Source organism: Vibrio sp. J502, assembly GCF_025397955.1.
GTDB lineage: Bacteria > Pseudomonadota > Gammaproteobacteria > Enterobacterales > Vibrionaceae > Vibrio > Vibrio anguillarum.
Window position 1 is genome coordinate 2,002,189 of record NZ_CP104554.1, and the last position, 15,672, is coordinate 2,017,860.

Genomic DNA, 15,672 nt, shown 5'->3' on the forward strand with positions numbered 1-15,672 from the left:
AGTGATTGTACTCACTTAATTAGGTGTCCAAAACTGGTGGTGCGGATCAAATCGGCTAATGCCCCTTGCACAGTACAAAACACATAACTTCCGCCCACCAACTCGGGTGACATGGATTGCAGTAAAACCTCTAAATCAGTAATCGCTGTCATATTTTCTTTCTCATTCAAATTGAAGCCGAAGTGCAGAGTAAAGCCCTCTGTGGAATAAGTGAAATTAATAATACCAATGGTTAATCAGTCATTCTTATTGAATAGAAAATCAATTGAATTCTATGGCGACTTTAGGCTCGCTGTCTGCGCACGAAAAACTTAAAACAACTCAGTTGATCACACTTGTACTGCAATCAATTGAGCCTTTGGTATTAGATAGTTAGAATAGCGTTCACTTTGAGGAGCGATTATGTCTATAGAGTTCTACAACCAAAATGCCCAACTGTTTTTTGCATCAACCAAAGAAGTAGATACCCATTCGCTGATGGAACACTTTACGCCCCATATACCAAAAGGGGGCATCATCCTTGATGCTGGTTGTGGTTCTGGCAGAGATGCACAAAGTTTCATTGAGCAGGGTTATAAAGTGGTGGCATTTGACGCCAGTGAAGAATTAGCAAGCTTAGCATCTCAACTGCTTCAAATTCCGGTCACCGTTTCAACCTTTGCTGATTTTCAAAGTGATCAATCTTTTGATGGTATTTGGGCTTGCGCATCGTTACTGCATGTCGGTGAGTTGGATCTTCCAGATACCTTTACTCATTTAGCTTCTCAGCTAAAACCATTAGCCCCTCTATATTGTTCTTTTAAATATGGGACAGGGGAAGTCGAACGAGATGGCCGTCGATTTACCAACGGTGATGAACAGCGTTTAGCACAATGGATCGCTCATGCCCCATTGAATGTGGCAAAAATCTGGATAACCAATGATTTAAGAGCGGATCGCCAAAATGAACAATGGTTAAATGCCATTTTGATAAAAAGTGAAGAGCGATGAGCGCTCATAGAAACAAGGGTCTAGCCACTTTATATAGCGGTCCAAAACTAAGTGCGGGAGGGAAACAAGACCCGCTACTTCCTAAGTTAATCCAAGCCATTAACCACGCTAGTGAAATAGAGATCTCGGTTTCTTTCGTTCAACCTTCCGGATTGGATTTACTATTTGACCCTATTCTTGACGCTCTAAAAAGTGGAGCCTCACTCAAATTACTGACTTCGGACTATCTAGCAATAACCCACCCAGTCGCATTACGACGCCTTATGATATTGGCGGAACGTGGAGCGCAATGCCGTATTTTTACTTGTGAAAGTCAACATAGCTTTCATATGAAATCCTACATTTTTGTTAAAACAGAACAAGGGACCATCAGTGAAGGGTGTGCTTGGGTCGGTTCAAATAACATCAGTAAAACAGCATTGCTACAAAGCTATGAGTGGGCTTTACGCCACGATTTTGAGCAACCAGCCACTTCACCCGCAGCGCAAGAATTTGAATATATTCGTGAGCAGTTTTCAGCTATTTTTTCTCATGAACAGAGTATGACTCTCTCCCATCACTGGATAGATGACTACTTACTGCGCTACAAAAAACTGTCAATGCAACGTTCATTAACACTGTTGGATGGAGCCGATGAAGCACCGGAGATACCTACCCCAAACTCAATGCAAGTGTTGGCTTTATCAGCGCTAAACCAGAGCCGTGAGCAAGGCTATGTACGTGGGTTGGTTGTCTTAGCGACTGGAATGGGAAAAACATGGTTAGCCGCTTTTGATGCTCAACAGATGCAAGCAAAACGCGTCTTGTTTGTTGCCCATCGAGAAGAGATTCTGACTCAAGCTGAAAGCACATTTAGTAAATTAATACCTAACGCTAAAACTGGCTTATACAACGGTTCTGAAAAAACAGAGGAAGCTGATTATCTTTTTGCTTCAGTCGCCACCTTAGGTAAAAAAGCGCAGTTAGCGCGCTTCAAAGCCGATGATTTTGACTATATTATTGTCGATGAATTTCATCACGCAAGTGCGCGTAGTTACCGAGATTTACTCGCTTATTTCCAACCAGTGTTTCTTTTAGGCTTAACCGCAACACCCGAGCGCTCTGATCAAGCCGATATATTATCGCTTTGCGACAACAATTTAGTGTTTGAGCGTAACTTGGTGCATGGCATTGATGAGAAAATTTTAGTGCCATTTCATTACTACGGTATTTACGATCAATTCGTCGATTATCAAGAAATCCCTTGGCGCAATGGTAAATTTGACCCCACAGCTTTGGACAGTGCATTTGCAACCAAGCAGCGTGCCGAACATATTTATCAACATTGGTTTGGCAGAAAACAACAGCGCACATTAGCTTTCTGTATTTCTAAACGTCATGCCGATTACATGGCGAAATACTTTTCCAAACAAGGCATTCGCGCTATCGCCGTCTATAGTGACTCTCGAATACGTCGAAACGACGCCCTAAAACAGTTGAATGAAGGAAGTATCGACATTCTTTTTTCTGTCGACCTGTTCAATGAAGGAACCGATCTACCAGCGATTGATACCATTTTGATGATTCGTCCCACCGAATCAAAAATACTCTTTTTACAGCAATTAGGCCGCGGTTTGCGCCAATCTCCGAGTACAGGTAAACAGCAATTAATGGTGTTAGATTTTATCGGTAATCACTCTTCATTTTTAAATCGGCCCGCAACCCTACTCAATGTGGGTTCACTGAAAGAAATAGTCAAAACGACCAACCAAACCACTTCGTTAGCGGCCGGTTGCTATGTCAACTTTGATCCACAACTGCTGCAATTTTGGCAAACCTTAGCAAAACAGATACGTTCAACTGCGGCTGAAGATTACCAAGATCTCAAGCATCAACTCGCACACCGACCAAGTGCCGCCGAATTTTTCCACCATGGCTATGATCTCAGCAAAGTACGCCGCTTGATGAAAAGTTGGTTTAGGTTCGTGGCAGACCAAGAAAGTGACTTAGCACTGACTCAACGACTGACGAAATATGACGAGTTTTTGCTCAAAGCAGTCGAAATCACAGCGATGAGCAAATGCTTTAAAGCCGTTTTACTTGAAGCACTATTAGAGCTTGATGGTTTGCGAAAACCCCCAACATTGAATGAGCTAGCGATTCAAAGTCATAAAGTGTTATCACGTAGACCTGATTTAATGCGACGAGATCTCACCGAACAAGCCAAGCAATTTAGCGCAACAGGATCAGAATGGCTAAATTACTGGAATCGCAACCCAGTCAAAGCGTTTACAAGCCCAGACTCTTCTGGCCATGCATGGTTTAAGGTGGATAATCATCGCTTTGTACCCACTTTTGCTGTAGACAATGCCGATTTGCCACAGCTTCATGATTTTATTCAAGAACTTGTCGATTTGCGCTTTGCCGAATACATACAGCGAGTCAGTAAGCAAGAAGCACACTCAAACTCGAAGCCAATCCAAACTTCGGCCAAGATCTTTCCGTTGCCAAACCAAGCAAGCGAAAAAGGTACCTATTTGCCTCTCTACCCCGATCTGAAAATTGCTTGCGGTCATTTCAAGCAAGGTACTCATGATACGCAAGAGCAATATTTAGTCGCCGCTGGTTACGGTAAGCTTGATCCAACAAGACATTTCATTGCCCCCGCTTCAGGTAACTCAATGAATGGAGGTAAAAACCCGATTCAAGATGGTGATTTACTACTACTTGAATGGGTCACACCAAAGAGCGCAGGTTCAATTTCTAATCTGGTCATGGCGATTGAAACTCAAGATGAAACGGGTGATAACCACTACTTGCTACGCGTAGTACGCAAAATAGGACCAAACCATTATCAGCTTGAGGCACAAAACGCTGACTACGCTCCCATGCTCGCAACCGACAGCATGCGTACTTTTGCTCGGCTCAAAGCTATCCTCCGTTAATATTGCGCGCTTCCTGACGCCCGATTGGGAAAATAAACATAAAACCAAAATAACCATCCGTTATTTTGTGACAGGCAGCAAATAAAGAGACGATAAATTTGCGCTTGAAATAGCGATTCAAATCACCTTTTCAGCGCATTTATTCCCATAAATCTTCTTCACACATCACATAAAACCGCGCGAATGTTACTAGCCACGGTTTATTTCCATTTGGAAGTGGAAATAGGGCTTATCCACCCTTGCTCCCTTTTACGCTATTTTCTTCTCCAAGCTAAACATTTGGAGAATCCCACGGTGCAAAACTCTCAACCCATTAGCATGGATGATGCACAGATTATAGAGCTTGGTTTATCGCTCACCGAACGAGCCATTGTCTTGCTTAATTCACACGCTATCTACCCCGATTCGCTACAGAAAAAAATGCTCGAAACACACATCAAAGCGATGGTTTGGCGCTCGTTTAGTGGCGAATCGTTGCCTGAGCTCGATATGGAGATGTTTGATGAAATCTCTCCTATTTGTTTCACCTTGGCCGAGCAAGTGTGTCGTTGGATGGAGAACCTCGCTTATGAAGAAGCGCATCTGCTTTCGGTCCATTTTGAAGTAGCTAAAGAAAACGAATTAAACCCAACAGCAGGAGAAACAACATGTCAGTAATCAAAGTCGTTATTGGTGATCGCATGGGCAAAGGTCAGAAAGTAGGATCTGGTGCTCAAGCGGCAGGCGCTGAGGTGACCGTTATTCCCGGCATGGCCGCAGACATGAAGTTAGGTGATGTCATGCATCAGCAGCAAGCCGATTTAGGGATCTCTTTTTGCGGCAGCGGCGGCGCAGGTGCTATCACAGCGCAAACAAAATATGGCTATCAATGCCGTTATGGAATGCGCTCTGTTGAGGAAGGGATAACCGCGATCAATGAAGGCTGTGTGGTTTTGGGTTTCGGCTTTATGGATAAAGAAGAGCTGGGCGAAAAACTGGTGAAGGCGTTTGTGGCTAAGCATGGCGTCAAAGCATGAAAGAGCAGTTAACCACTAAGGTAACCGTGAGTGGCAAGGGCGAAACAAAGCAGCAGGCTTTTGCCGCGGCTTTAAGCCAAGTACAACCCACGTTACTTAAGAATAACGCAAAAGTCCTCCTCCGGATTGAGCCGTTAGACGTCAACGTTTTGCAAGCAGAAGAGAAAGTAAAGCGAGAGAAATTCCTTTTCTTCTTTCTTGCAAGAGATCGACGCCAATACAGCGTCAAGCTAGAGGTTACGGTCAGCCTGACCCACATCGATGTGGAACAGGTCGATTTCAAACGTTAACAGGTCACTATAAGGATCCCTGACATGTTTCTTATCATTCTCTTTAAGTCCATCATTATTGGTGGCTTAGTCGGTATCGGCGTTGGAGTAGGCGCGGCAAGGATGTTCCATGCTCCAACTATCCAAGGTATGGGTGCATTTCGTACTCTGGGAGAGTTGAACTCGTGTGAAGGCGACCCTGCCTCTCACTTCTCTTTTGGGCTTGGATTCTTCTTTAATGCTTGGGCCTCAACGGTTGCGGCAGGGGCATTCACTCAAGATGTTGACCACCGCATCATCCCGAACTGGGGCGCGGCGGCGCTGATGATAAAAAACCGCGACCTTGCCACTACCTTGCATGATCCAAAACGAATGGGCATTGCTTGCGCCATTATCGGTGCGATTGTGGTTGCGTTTCTTAACTCAACGGCGGCGGCCGTTCCTGCGGCGCTGCAAGTCACGGCGGTAAAGGTATTAGTACCTGCGGCAAACTTACTGGTGAATACCGTCATGCCGGTTATTTTCTGGCTAGCGGCAATTGAAGCGGGTAAGAAATCGGGCTTTTGGGCCACTATCTTTGGTGGTTTAGCTCAGATGATTATGGGCAACGCCGTTCCTGGTTTGGTGCTGGGTATTTTGATTGGTAAAGGTGTTGAAGAGAGTGGTTGGAACAAAGTAACCCAGATCATGATGGCGGCGATTATTGCACTGTTTGCGTTAAGTGCTTTCTTCCGCGGGTTCGACATGAAATTTATCGAAGCTTTCCATATGCAAGTTCCTTTGTGGCTTGAAAACATCCATCTCATGATCAGTGGTAAATAAGGAGTTGACCATGGACGAAAAAATGAAACACAACTTTTGGTATGCAGACTGGTCTTTCCCGATTTTCGTGGGCTTGCTTTCAGCCGGGGTTTTTGCCGGAACGCACATGTACTACTTATACGGTGTCGGTGCTTTTAACGAAGTGGCGTTTGTTTCCATGCTGCGAGCAGGGATGGATACAGGCGCGTACGGTGCGGTGGCCGCTTTTGGTGCAAGCTTTCTGTTTGCACGCATCATTGAAGGTTCGCTCGTGGGCATTTTGGATATCGGTGGCGCAGTGCAAACCGGTGTGGGTTTAGGAATTCCAGCTTTACTACTGGGTGCTGGCATTGTTTATCCTCTTGAAAATTTCACCGCTTCGTTAATCACAGGCATGCTCGCTGGTTTGGCGATTGGTGGCTTAATTGTGCTGGCACGTAAATTCACCATTAACCAAAGCGATTCAACCTACGGGGCAGACGTAATGATGGGGGCAGGCAATAGCTCCGGCCGTTTTCTTGGACCATTGATCATTTTATCTGCGATGGCCGCTTCGATCCCAATTGGGATCGGCTCTCTAGGTGGCGCATTGATTTTCTATGTGTGGGGTAAACCGATTACGGGTGGTGCAATTCTCGGAGCAATGGCGTTAGGAGCTCTTTTCCCTATAGCACTGTAAAACAAGCTGGGGTTTAAATTCTACTGAGAATCGCTCTTCGCGCCGATGAGCGAAGAGCGTGAGATGCAAATTATGTATGACATCCTGATCAAAAATGCCCAACAAGCGGGTGGGTGTAGTATCGATATCGCCCTTCAGGGCAACAAAATAGCGGCGGTGGGCGATCTTGCTGGTTCATTGGCAAAACAGACCGTCGATTTAGATCATGACGTTTTTGTCAGTGCCGGTTGGATTGACGGCCACACTCACTGCTATCCGAACTCGCCGATTTATAACGACCACCCCGATAACGTTGGGGTGTTCGGTGGCGTGACGACTGTCATTGATGCAGGCAGCACAGGCGCAAACGATGTGGATGATTTTGCGCAGCTTGCAGCGCAATGCACAACCCATATGCGCGCACTACTTAACATCTCGAAAATTGGCTTGTTGCGCCAAAATGAACTGGCCGATGCTAACGACATTGATCTGGATAGCGCAAAGCAAGCACTGCTTCGTCATCCCGAATTTATTGTCGGCTTAAAAGCACGCATGAGCGGTAGTGTTGTCGGCCACAATGGCTTAATGCCGCTTCAGGCTGCCAAAGCATTACAGCAGCAATGCGGCTGCGTTCCATTGATGGTGCACGTCGGTAATGCGCCGCCAGATTTGGATGAGATTGTCGCTCTGCTGGGCAAAGGCGATATTCTCACTCACTGCTTTAATGGCAAGCCTAACCGCATTCTTGATTGTCATGGGGAGATAAAAAGCAGCGTTCAGCAGGCCAGAGCTCGAGGTATGAAACTTGATATCGGCCACGGCAGTGCCAGTTTCAGTTTTGAAGTGGCTGAGCAGGCAATCGCACAAGGGATTTTGCCCGATACAATCAGTTCTGACATTTACTGTAAAAACCGGCTCAATGGCCCGGTTTACGGTCTTGCCCACCTGATGTCGATGTTTTTTACACTCGGATTATCCCATGAGCAGATCATTGAGCGCGTGACGAGTCAAGCAGCGCAAGCACTTCGCCTAGCGAAAAAGGGGCACTTAATTGCAGGCTATGATGCCGATTTAACGCTCTACACCATCAATAAAGCATCGGTTAACTACACCGATACTCATCACCAGCATCGAACTGGACAACAAAAATTTACACCTCTTGCTGCCATTATTGACGGCAAGCTTGTATTGACTGAACAAGGACAACAGCATTATGTCTTCCATTCTTGAAAAATATCACTTGAAACAAGTGATCAACGCATCTGGCCGTATGACAGCTCTTGGTGTTTCTACTCCGCAACCCGAAGTGGAGCAGACTGTCTGTTTTGGGATGAACAACTACTTTGAAATGAGCGATTTGGTGAACAAAACTGGCCAATATATTGCTCGTTTGCTGCAAGTTGAAAATGCGGTCGTCGTCTCATGCGCTTCAGCGGGAATTGCACAGAGTGTCGCGGCAGTCATTGTACGTGGTAACCCTTATCTGCTTGAGCATCTGCATGCAAAAACGCACTCGATCGCAACGGATATTGTGATCCCCAAAGGGCATAACGTCAATTATGGCGGCCCGGTTGGCAGCATGGTAAATCTTGGCGGCGGTAACCTGATTGAGGCCGGTTGGGCTAATGAATGCAGCGCAGAACAATTAGCCGCGGCAATCACCCCCAATACCGCCGCCATTCTCTACATTAAATCGCACCATTGCGTGCAAAAAAGCATGTTAACCGTGCCACAAGCGGCCAAAGTGGCTCAAGACCACCAGCTTCCGCTGATTGTTGATGCAGCAGCAGAAGAGGATCTACAACTCTATTATCAGCAAGGGGCTGATCTAGTGATCTACAGTGGTGCGAAAGCGATTGAAGGCCCAACCAGCGGTTTAGTGATTGGGAAACATCAATATGTGGAATGGGTTAAGCAGCAATCTGCAGGTATTGGCCGTGCCATGAAAGTCGGTAAAGAAGGCATTTTAGGCCTAACGCATGCCATTGAGTTGTACTTAAGCCGCCAACAAGAAACCGGCCAACAAATGGTGGATAAAATGACGCCATTTATCGAGGGGTTAAACCGTATTAAAGGGATAAGCGCGCGCGTGGTTTGGGACAGTGCAGGCCGAGATATCGCACGTGCAGAAGTGAGTTTTGATGCCAAACAATTTGGTATCAGCGCTAATGAAGCCGTCACACGCCTCCAAAATGGTAACCCAGCGATTTACTGCCGCGCTTACAAATCCAATGAAGGTTCGGTGGAATTTGATGTCCGCAGTGTTTCATCTCATCAACTTGAACTTATTCTTAGCGCCATGAACCAACTGAATCAGGAGTCATTAGAATGTCTTTAAGCCCTAATTTTTACGCTGACCGTGTATGTCTCAATGTGCTGGCGGGTTCGCATCATAATGCGATTGAAGTCTACCAAGCCGCACAAGGCCATGTGTTGGTCGGTATGCTCTCGAAAGATTACCCAGATACCGCAAGCGCTGCAGCTGATATGAAGGCGTGCGCTGAAAAAATCGAGAATGCTTTATCGATTGGCCTTGGCGCAGGGGATCCAAAACAATCGGATATGGTGACGGCTTTAGCCGGAATACTGCAGCCTCAGCATGTCAATCAGGTCTTTACTGGTGTCGGGACTACGCGTCAAGCTCTAGGTCAAAATAACACCATCGTGAATGGTTTGATTTCACCATCAGGCACTGTTGGCTTGGTTAAAATCTCAACTGGCCCGAAAAATTCAGGTATGGAAGAAGCGGTTGTTCCCGTTGATACGGCGATTGCCATGTTGCAAGATATGGGCTGCAGCTCGGTCAAATTCTTCCCAATGCAGGGGCTAAAATGCAAAGCTGAGTACCAAGAAGTTGCCAACGCCTGTGCTCGTCACCACTTTTGGTTAGAGCCAACGGGTGGTATTGATCTAAACAACTTTGAAGAGATTTTACGCATCGCTCTCGATGCGGGTGTCGAAAAAGTCATTCCACACATTTATAGCTCAATCATCGATGAGAAAACCGGACAGACTCGCCCCGAGGATGTGAAAACCCTGCTGGCCATGACTCAAAAACAACTGGCACATTCATAACACCGACGCCGGAGCATGTGCTCCGGCATAACAAAGCGTTGGCTATCTATTGCCTTTAGTGCATTTTACCTTTTAGATAGCGCTGTTCATGCTGGAATGGGAATCGATGATGTACAAGCTACCGCACCCTCGCCTAATTCATTTGTTGGATGCTGTATCCGCCTCGCCTTTGACTCAGGACGAACTTGCGCAACGGCTTAATGTTTCGACACGCACCATACGCACCGATGTCGCGCTGCTCAATAATGTGATGGTCAATCATGGCGCGCATCTTCTCCACCAGCGCGGTTCCGGTTACCAACTCAATATTTACAACCCATCAACTTTCGAGCATTTTTTGTCGAGGGTGCAAAATGCAGAAACGATTCCAAGGACCAGTAAAGAGCGCATCATCCAGATTCAAGTACTGCTATTAACTGCAGAACAAGGCGTAAAAATTGACGAATTGGCCGAGACATGGAATCTAAGCCGCACTGTTATTCAAAATGATATGGTTGATGTACGCAGCCAACTGGCCACGTTTGGTTTATCGATTGAAAGTAAACCTTGTTTGGGCATGCTGATCCAAGGCCCAGAAATGGCGATTCGCTCCCGTTTAACCCAACTTATCTACATCGAACAAAAAGAGACAAAACAAGCTCTGGGCTTTATTAGTACGATTTTCCCTGAAAAATCTCAGCAAATTTTTGCAGCGCGCTTTCGTGAAGTGTTGACCAACCATACACTCTATATCAATGATATTGGGCTGCGTTGGTTAACCCTTTATGCTGCCGTCACACTGCACAGGCTCGCGTGTGGCAAAGAGCTTACCGAATTTTCTAAAAACGATGTTCATGAAACGACGCTACCAATTGCCAAAGCGTTATTTTCTGCGCTACCGATGCTGTTACCCGCCAATAACCATGAAATTGCCGCCTTGGCGATTCACATTCAAGCGAGAATTGCGACGAATCAAGCACTCCTTAGCCAGGGTGTACAGCATGAAGCCGATGATCTAGTCACTCACATCTTTGATTATATCTATCAAAATTACCCTTACGATGTGCGTGACGATGCGCTATTACGCCGCGATCTTCACAACCACGTCTGCCATATGATCATTCGTGTCAAACATCATGTCGCCACAATTAACCCATTGGCCGAGCATATCAAACAGCACTACCCACTCGCTTACAGTATTACCTTATCGGCCATCGCAGACTGGATCAGAGAGACGGGTTACTGCATGACACCGCACGAAATAGGCTATCTTGTGATTCACATTGGTGTGGGGCTTGAACGTAATTACCATTTAGGTCATCGTACACCCAAAGCGCTCCTGTATTGCGACGCCGGTAATGCCGCGACACTTGGGCTAGAAGCGATCATCCGCCGCCAGTATCCGCAATTGGATATGAAAACGGTTTATTCACCTGAACAGTTGATCACCGCTGATGCCACGCAAGCCGACCTCATTATTACCACCATGCCCTTAGCCAATAGAGAGATTCAGAGCTTTGTGGTTGACCCCTTCCCTACCCAACATCAATTGGAAGAACTGGGCAAACAAGTGTTGGTTGATCGCACGCACTCTTATCTTTTGGATAAGTATTTTTCCAAGGCTCAATTTCTCTACCTTGATGACGTCATTGAGCAATCACACCTCTTTGAGCAGGTTTGCTCGCATCTTGAATCAACGGAGTTGGTAGAGGAAGGATACCGAGCTTCACTGCAAGAGCGAGAGAGTTTGGTTTCAACCATGATGGGTGAATACATTGCTCTACCTCACTCGATTGAGCTCTTTGCTAAACGTTCGATGGTTTACACCGTCGCTGCACCGCGTGGAATTGAATGGGGTAATGGTGAAAAAGCCTATCTGATCTTTTTCCTCGCCTTAAGTAAATGTGACTATGAAGAGGCGATGGGGCTGTATGATCTTTTCCAAGTGCTGATTAATAAAAAATTAGGCAAAAGTCTGTCGCAATGCGAAACCTTCAAGCACTTCAAAACACTGGCGCACTTGGAATTACAATAAAATATATCGCTGTGTGATGCTTCCTAGATGCCCTCTATTTTTTAGATACCATCTGTTTTTAGAAACATTCGTTTTTTGGGGACTAGTCTCTTTTATAAACAAGCCGTTTAGAGAGAAACCTATGCACAACAAGGCCCTCGCTAAGAGGGCCTTAATATCAAGATTACTGAGTGGAGAGGGCTTACAACACGTCGAAGCGATCGGCGTTCATGACTTTGGTCCAAGCAGCGACAAAGTCTTTGACGAACTTCTCTTTGTTATCGTCCTGCGCGTAAATTTCAGCGTATGAGCGCAAAATGGAGTTTGAGCCAAACACCAAATCAACACGAGTCGCTGTCCATTTTGTTTTACCGCTCTTACGCTCAACCATATCGTAAGAATTACGGCCCGTTGGCTTCCAAGTGTAATTCATGTCGGTGAGGTTAACGAAGAAATCGTTAGTCAACGCCCCAACACGGTCTGTCAATACACCATGTTGACTGCCGCCGTAGTTTGTACCGAGCACTCGCAATCCACCAATCAATACGGTCATTTCTGGAGCAGTCAGGCGCAATAGTTGCGCTTTATCTAACAGCATCTCTTCTGGGTTAACCACGTAATGTTGCTTCTGCCAGTTACGGAAACCATCCGCCAGTGGCTCAAGCACATCAAACGATTCCACATCCGTTTGTTCAAGCGTTGCATCACCACGTCCGGCAGTAAAAGGCACAGTAATATTAACGCCTGCCGCTTTGGCCGCTTGTTCAACACCGACGTTACCCGCCAAAACAATGGTATCGGCGATGCTAATACCCGCATCAGCAGCAATTTTCTCCAGAACAGCCAACACTTTGCTGAGTCTTTCTGGCTCATTACCTTGCCAATCTTTTTGAGGAGCCAAGCGAATGCGCGCACCGTTAGCGCCACCACGTTTATCGGAACCACGGAAAGTACGAGCACTATCCCATGCGGTGCTGACCATCTCACTGATGCTTAAGCCGCTGGCCGCTATTTTTGCTTTTACTGCATCCACATCATAATCTTTACGACCTGCGGGGATGGGATCTTGCCAAATGAGATCTTCTGCCGGAACATCAGGGCCAAAGTAACGCGCTTTAGGCCCCATATCACGGTGAGTAAGCTTAAACCAAGCTCGCGCAAACACTTCAGAGAAATACGCTGGGTCTTTGTAGAAACGCTCTGAGATCTTGCGATATTCAGGATCCATCTTCAGCGCCATATCGGCATCGGTCATCATAGGGTTATAACGAATGCTTGGGTCTTCCACATCAACCGGTTTATCTTCCTCTTTGATGTTGATTGGCTCCCACTGCCACGCGCCAGCAGGGCTCTTCGTCAGTTGCCATTCGTAGGTAAACAACAGGTGGAAGAAGCCGTTATCCCACTGGGTTGGGTGCGTAGTCCATGCACCTTCAATACCACTGGTGACGGTATTACGGCCAATGCCGCGGCTGGTGTGGTTATTCCAACCCAAGCCTTGTTCGTGCAAGTCCGCCCCTTCAGGATCTGGCCCTAAGTTCGCAGCGCTACCATTACCATGCGCTTTACCCACCGTATGCCCACCCGCTGTCAGCGCCACGGTTTCTTCATCATTCATTGCCATGCGCTCAAAAGTGACGCGCATGTCATGTGCGGTTTTAAGCGGGTCTGGATTACCGTCAACGCCTTCAGGGTTTACATAAATCAGGCCCATCATCACGGCAGCAAGCGGGTTTTCTAGATCACGCACACCGGAATAGCGGCTATTTTCTCCGCCACTTGGCGCTAGCCACTCTTTTTCTGAGCCCCAATAAGTGTCTTTTTCTGGGTGCCAAATATCTTCACGACCAAAAGCGAAACCAAAGGTTTTAAGCCCCATGGATTCATAAGCCATATTACCCGCCAAGATCATCAGATCTGCCCAACTGATTTTGTTGCCGTATTTTTGTTTGATTGGCCACAATAAGCGACGAGCTTTATCTAAATTGGCGTTATCAGGCCACGAGTTAAGCGGAGCAAAACGCTGGTTGCCAGAGCCCGCACCACCGCGACCATCTGCAATTCGGTAAGTACCCGCGGAGTGCCATGCCATGCGGATCATCAAACCGCCGTAATGCCCCCAGTCGGCAGGCCACCACTCTTGGCTATCGGTCATTAGTGCTTTGAGATCTTTTTTCAAGGCATCAACATCCAATGTTTTTAGCGCATCGCGGTAATTAAAATCCGCCCCCATTGGGTTGGTTTTCACGTCGTGCTGGTGAAGAATGTCAAGATTCAGTGCTTTTGGCCACCAATCCATGTTCGATAGTTCAGCAGAGGTTACTCCGCCGTGCATGACAGGGCATTTACCGCCCGAATTCATACCTTTATTCTCCATTGCGTTCTCCTTGCTTCGCATTACTGCGGCTATTTAAGTGTGCTTGATTTATTCTAAAAACACTCAGCACGGTCGATATTGGCTGAACATTCACTGTATTAAATTCAAATGCAACAAAACTTAGAACAACATCATGTATATACAATAACAACGAGAGGTGATGAGCCTGCGGTCACGACTTGTTCGAAAAACCTTTTTCTTCAAAACCTTGCCACGATTATTGTTTCTGCTGCGTTCTGTACAGACTAGACAAGATGAGCATTAAACACTAATTCACTGTGGCTATTAATTTGATAGGCATCCTCTAACGCAATACGGCTAAGTTCACCCCTAAAGTCTCTCCTAACCACAGAACTTGTCCCTCAGAATGGTCATACCTATCGTCTCCAGAAACCGGATGGATTAACACGCTAAGACCTTCCCGATGTTCATCTAGCCACTCAATAAATCCGTGACTATTGTCAGCAAGGTGTACTTCAAACATCGGCTTTAAGTGCGGGCCAACAAGCCTTGGTACTAAGCCAAACATGGCTTGTACATCATGTCGTTGTTGGGCAATTTTTTGTTGTACGCGTTGTGCTTTCGCTTGATCTGCGAGATCAAAATAAACATGGGCATGAAACATAAAATAACTCCTCTTAATTTTTAAGCAGTGTACTACGCCAAAAGAGCATAGAAACCACAACAAATTTGCTGATGATTTTCAGCTAATTTGAAGGTACTAACCACAACGTATTCTATTTTAAGAGCCAAGAAATGGGCATTATCACACGATGACGTTGATTCAAACGAAGAACCAGCGTATTAAATAACCTCAAACTTTCGATGGTGGATACCCGCTTTGCAACCTATCAATCAACTGCTCCTCTCAATGCAGCCGTTATTGGAACAGTACGGCTACCTAGCACTGATCATCAGCATCTTTTTCGAAGGGATTGGCATTCCGATGCCCGGCCAATCGCTCATGATTGCCGCGTCCATTTTGTCATCCAATGGCGTAATGAATTTCTCTCTTGTTATGATTGTATCGTGGCTAAGCTGCTTTATTGGTAATAGTTGCGGCTATCTACTCGGCTATTATTTTGAGGGTTGGTTGGATAAAAAAGGCTATATTTCAGGGGCTAAATTTCAAAAACTGCAAAGCGCTATTCAAAAATACGGCCCGATTTGCTTAATCATCAGTCGCTTTGTTGAGGGGATGAAACAATTCATGCCATTAGCCTGCGGAGTGGCGAAAATGCCCATCAGAGTATTTTTACTGGGTAACGTGCTTGCCACCACAGTTTGGGTCGCGGTCTTTGGTTTACTCACCCATTTTGCATTTGAACATCTTCACCAAATCAGCCACTTTTATTCTGCTTACCGCTATTGGATCTGGGCAATGGCCGCTATCACTTTTATCGTTATGATTTATGCAGTATTGAAACATAGACACACTCAGCGCTGATAGCGACCTGTCTCTGACTTCATTTCCCCCCTTTTGTCATCACCACATAAAAATAAGTGCAGGGGCTAATGATTGTGTTTCCACTCAATTTGATGTTTGATGTTGCTATTATGTGAACATTT

General features: G+C 46.1%; 14 protein-coding genes and 1 pseudogene. 12 read left to right on the forward strand and 3 right to left on the reverse strand.

The window, feature by feature from the left end; all coding sequences use genetic code 11:
* Nucleotides 1–41: 41 nt before the first annotated feature.
* A pseudogene (locus N5E84_RS09260) lies at nt 42–152 on the reverse strand (ACT domain-containing protein); the annotation flags it as partial.
* Nucleotides 153–402: 250 nt separating this feature from the next.
* Here N5E84_RS09260 and N5E84_RS09265 point away from each other — a divergent pair.
* The 11 genes from N5E84_RS09265 (at nt 403) to N5E84_RS09315 (ending at nt 11,747) form a co-directional block, all read left to right on the forward strand.
* Nucleotides 403–990 (forward strand): class I SAM-dependent methyltransferase, encoded by a 588-nt coding sequence (locus N5E84_RS09265; protein ID WP_019282089.1) that lies wholly within the window; start codon nt 403–405, stop codon nt 988–990.
* Nucleotides 987–3,914, forward strand: a complete 2,928-nt coding sequence (locus N5E84_RS09270; RefSeq protein WP_019282090.1) for a DEAD/DEAH box helicase family protein — start codon at nt 987–989, stop codon at nt 3,912–3,914. The genes N5E84_RS09265 and N5E84_RS09270 overlap by 4 nt, the downstream gene beginning before the upstream one ends.
* Before the next feature lie 294 nt (nt 3,915–4,208).
* The gene (locus N5E84_RS09275; RefSeq protein ID WP_231494637.1) at nt 4,209–4,571 is read left to right on the forward strand and encodes a transcriptional regulator; all 363 of its coding nucleotides are present in this window, start codon (nt 4,209–4,211) and stop codon (nt 4,569–4,571) included.
* Nucleotides 4,562–4,930, forward strand: a complete 369-nt coding sequence (locus tag N5E84_RS09280) for an SFCGS family glycine-rich protein (RefSeq protein WP_010320375.1) — start codon at nt 4,562–4,564, stop codon at nt 4,928–4,930. Before N5E84_RS09275 ends, N5E84_RS09280 begins: the two co-directional genes overlap by 10 nt.
* Nucleotides 4,927–5,220: a DUF4312 family protein gene (locus N5E84_RS09285; RefSeq protein WP_010320376.1), complete on the forward strand. Its 294-nt coding sequence runs from the start codon at nt 4,927–4,929 to the stop codon at nt 5,218–5,220. Before N5E84_RS09280 ends, N5E84_RS09285 begins: the two co-directional genes overlap by 4 nt.
* 24 nt (nt 5,221–5,244) lie before the next feature.
* On the forward strand, nt 5,245–6,021 hold the full coding sequence (locus tag N5E84_RS09290) for a DUF4311 domain-containing protein (protein WP_017045612.1): 777 nt from the start codon (nt 5,245–5,247) through the stop codon (nt 6,019–6,021).
* A 10-nt stretch (nt 6,022–6,031) separates the two neighbouring features.
* Complete coding sequence (locus N5E84_RS09295) at nt 6,032–6,679, forward strand: DUF4310 family protein (protein WP_017045613.1); 648 nt, start codon at nt 6,032–6,034, stop codon at nt 6,677–6,679.
* Between the two features lie 45 nt (nt 6,680–6,724).
* On the forward strand, nt 6,725–7,888 hold the full coding sequence (locus N5E84_RS09300; RefSeq protein ID WP_019282092.1) for an amidohydrolase/deacetylase family metallohydrolase: 1,164 nt from the start codon (nt 6,725–6,727) through the stop codon (nt 7,886–7,888).
* Complete coding sequence (locus N5E84_RS09305; RefSeq protein ID WP_019282093.1) at nt 7,872–8,996, forward strand: DgaE family pyridoxal phosphate-dependent ammonia lyase; 1,125 nt, start codon at nt 7,872–7,874, stop codon at nt 8,994–8,996. The genes N5E84_RS09300 and N5E84_RS09305 overlap by 17 nt, the downstream gene beginning before the upstream one ends.
* Nucleotides 8,987–9,733: a 2-dehydro-3-deoxy-phosphogluconate aldolase gene (gene dagF, locus N5E84_RS09310; protein ID WP_019282094.1), complete on the forward strand. Its 747-nt coding sequence runs from the start codon at nt 8,987–8,989 to the stop codon at nt 9,731–9,733. Before N5E84_RS09305 ends, dagF begins: the two co-directional genes overlap by 10 nt.
* An 88-nt stretch (nt 9,734–9,821) precedes the next feature.
* On the forward strand, nt 9,822–11,747 hold the full coding sequence (locus tag N5E84_RS09315; RefSeq protein WP_232513674.1) for a BglG family transcription antiterminator: 1,926 nt from the start codon (nt 9,822–9,824) through the stop codon (nt 11,745–11,747).
* 181 nt (nt 11,748–11,928) lie between these two features.
* On the opposite strand, the gene katG is transcribed toward N5E84_RS09315, so the two are convergent.
* The gene (gene katG, locus N5E84_RS09320) at nt 11,929–14,103 is read right to left on the reverse strand and encodes a catalase/peroxidase HPI (RefSeq protein ID WP_019282096.1); all 2,175 of its coding nucleotides are present in this window, start codon (nt 14,101–14,103) and stop codon (nt 11,929–11,931) included.
* A 304-nt stretch (nt 14,104–14,407) separates the two neighbouring features.
* Nucleotides 14,408–14,728, reverse strand: a complete 321-nt coding sequence (locus N5E84_RS09325) for a DOPA 4,5-dioxygenase family protein (protein WP_019282097.1) — start codon at nt 14,726–14,728, stop codon at nt 14,408–14,410.
* Nucleotides 14,729–14,944: 216 nt separating this feature from the next.
* On the opposite strand from N5E84_RS09325, the gene N5E84_RS09330 reads away from it, so the two are divergent.
* Complete coding sequence (locus tag N5E84_RS09330; RefSeq protein ID WP_019282098.1) at nt 14,945–15,550, forward strand: DedA family protein; 606 nt, start codon at nt 14,945–14,947, stop codon at nt 15,548–15,550.
* Nucleotides 15,551–15,672: the final 122 nt, after the last annotated feature.

Bases quoted from the DNA above. Each gene is read 5' to 3' on its own strand.
- N5E84_RS09265 (WP_019282089.1), top strand. From the start codon at position 403: ATGTCTATAGAGTTCTACAACCAAAATGCCCAACTGTTTTTTGCATCA.
- N5E84_RS09270 (WP_019282090.1), top strand. From the start codon at position 987: ATGAGCGCTCATAGAAACAAGGGTCTAGCCACTTTATATAGCGGTCCA.
- N5E84_RS09280 (WP_010320375.1), top strand. From the start codon at position 4,562: ATGTCAGTAATCAAAGTCGTTATTGGTGATCGCATGGGCAAAGGTCAG.
- N5E84_RS09285 (WP_010320376.1), top strand. From the start codon at position 4,927: ATGAAAGAGCAGTTAACCACTAAGGTAACCGTGAGTGGCAAGGGCGAA.
- N5E84_RS09290 (WP_017045612.1), top strand. From the start codon at position 5,245: ATGTTTCTTATCATTCTCTTTAAGTCCATCATTATTGGTGGCTTAGTC.
- N5E84_RS09295 (WP_017045613.1), top strand. From the start codon at position 6,032: ATGGACGAAAAAATGAAACACAACTTTTGGTATGCAGACTGGTCTTTC.
- N5E84_RS09300 (WP_019282092.1), top strand. From the start codon at position 6,725: ATGAGCGAAGAGCGTGAGATGCAAATTATGTATGACATCCTGATCAAA.
- N5E84_RS09305 (WP_019282093.1), top strand. From the start codon at position 7,872: ATGTCTTCCATTCTTGAAAAATATCACTTGAAACAAGTGATCAACGCA.
- dagF (WP_019282094.1), top strand. From the start codon at position 8,987: ATGTCTTTAAGCCCTAATTTTTACGCTGACCGTGTATGTCTCAATGTG.
- N5E84_RS09315 (WP_232513674.1), top strand. From the start codon at position 9,822: ATGCTGGAATGGGAATCGATGATGTACAAGCTACCGCACCCTCGCCTA.
- katG (WP_019282096.1), bottom strand. From the start codon at position 14,103: ATGGAGAATAAAGGTATGAATTCGGGCGGTAAATGCCCTGTCATGCAC.
- N5E84_RS09325 (WP_019282097.1), bottom strand. From the start codon at position 14,728: ATGTTTCATGCCCATGTTTATTTTGATCTCGCAGATCAAGCGAAAGCA.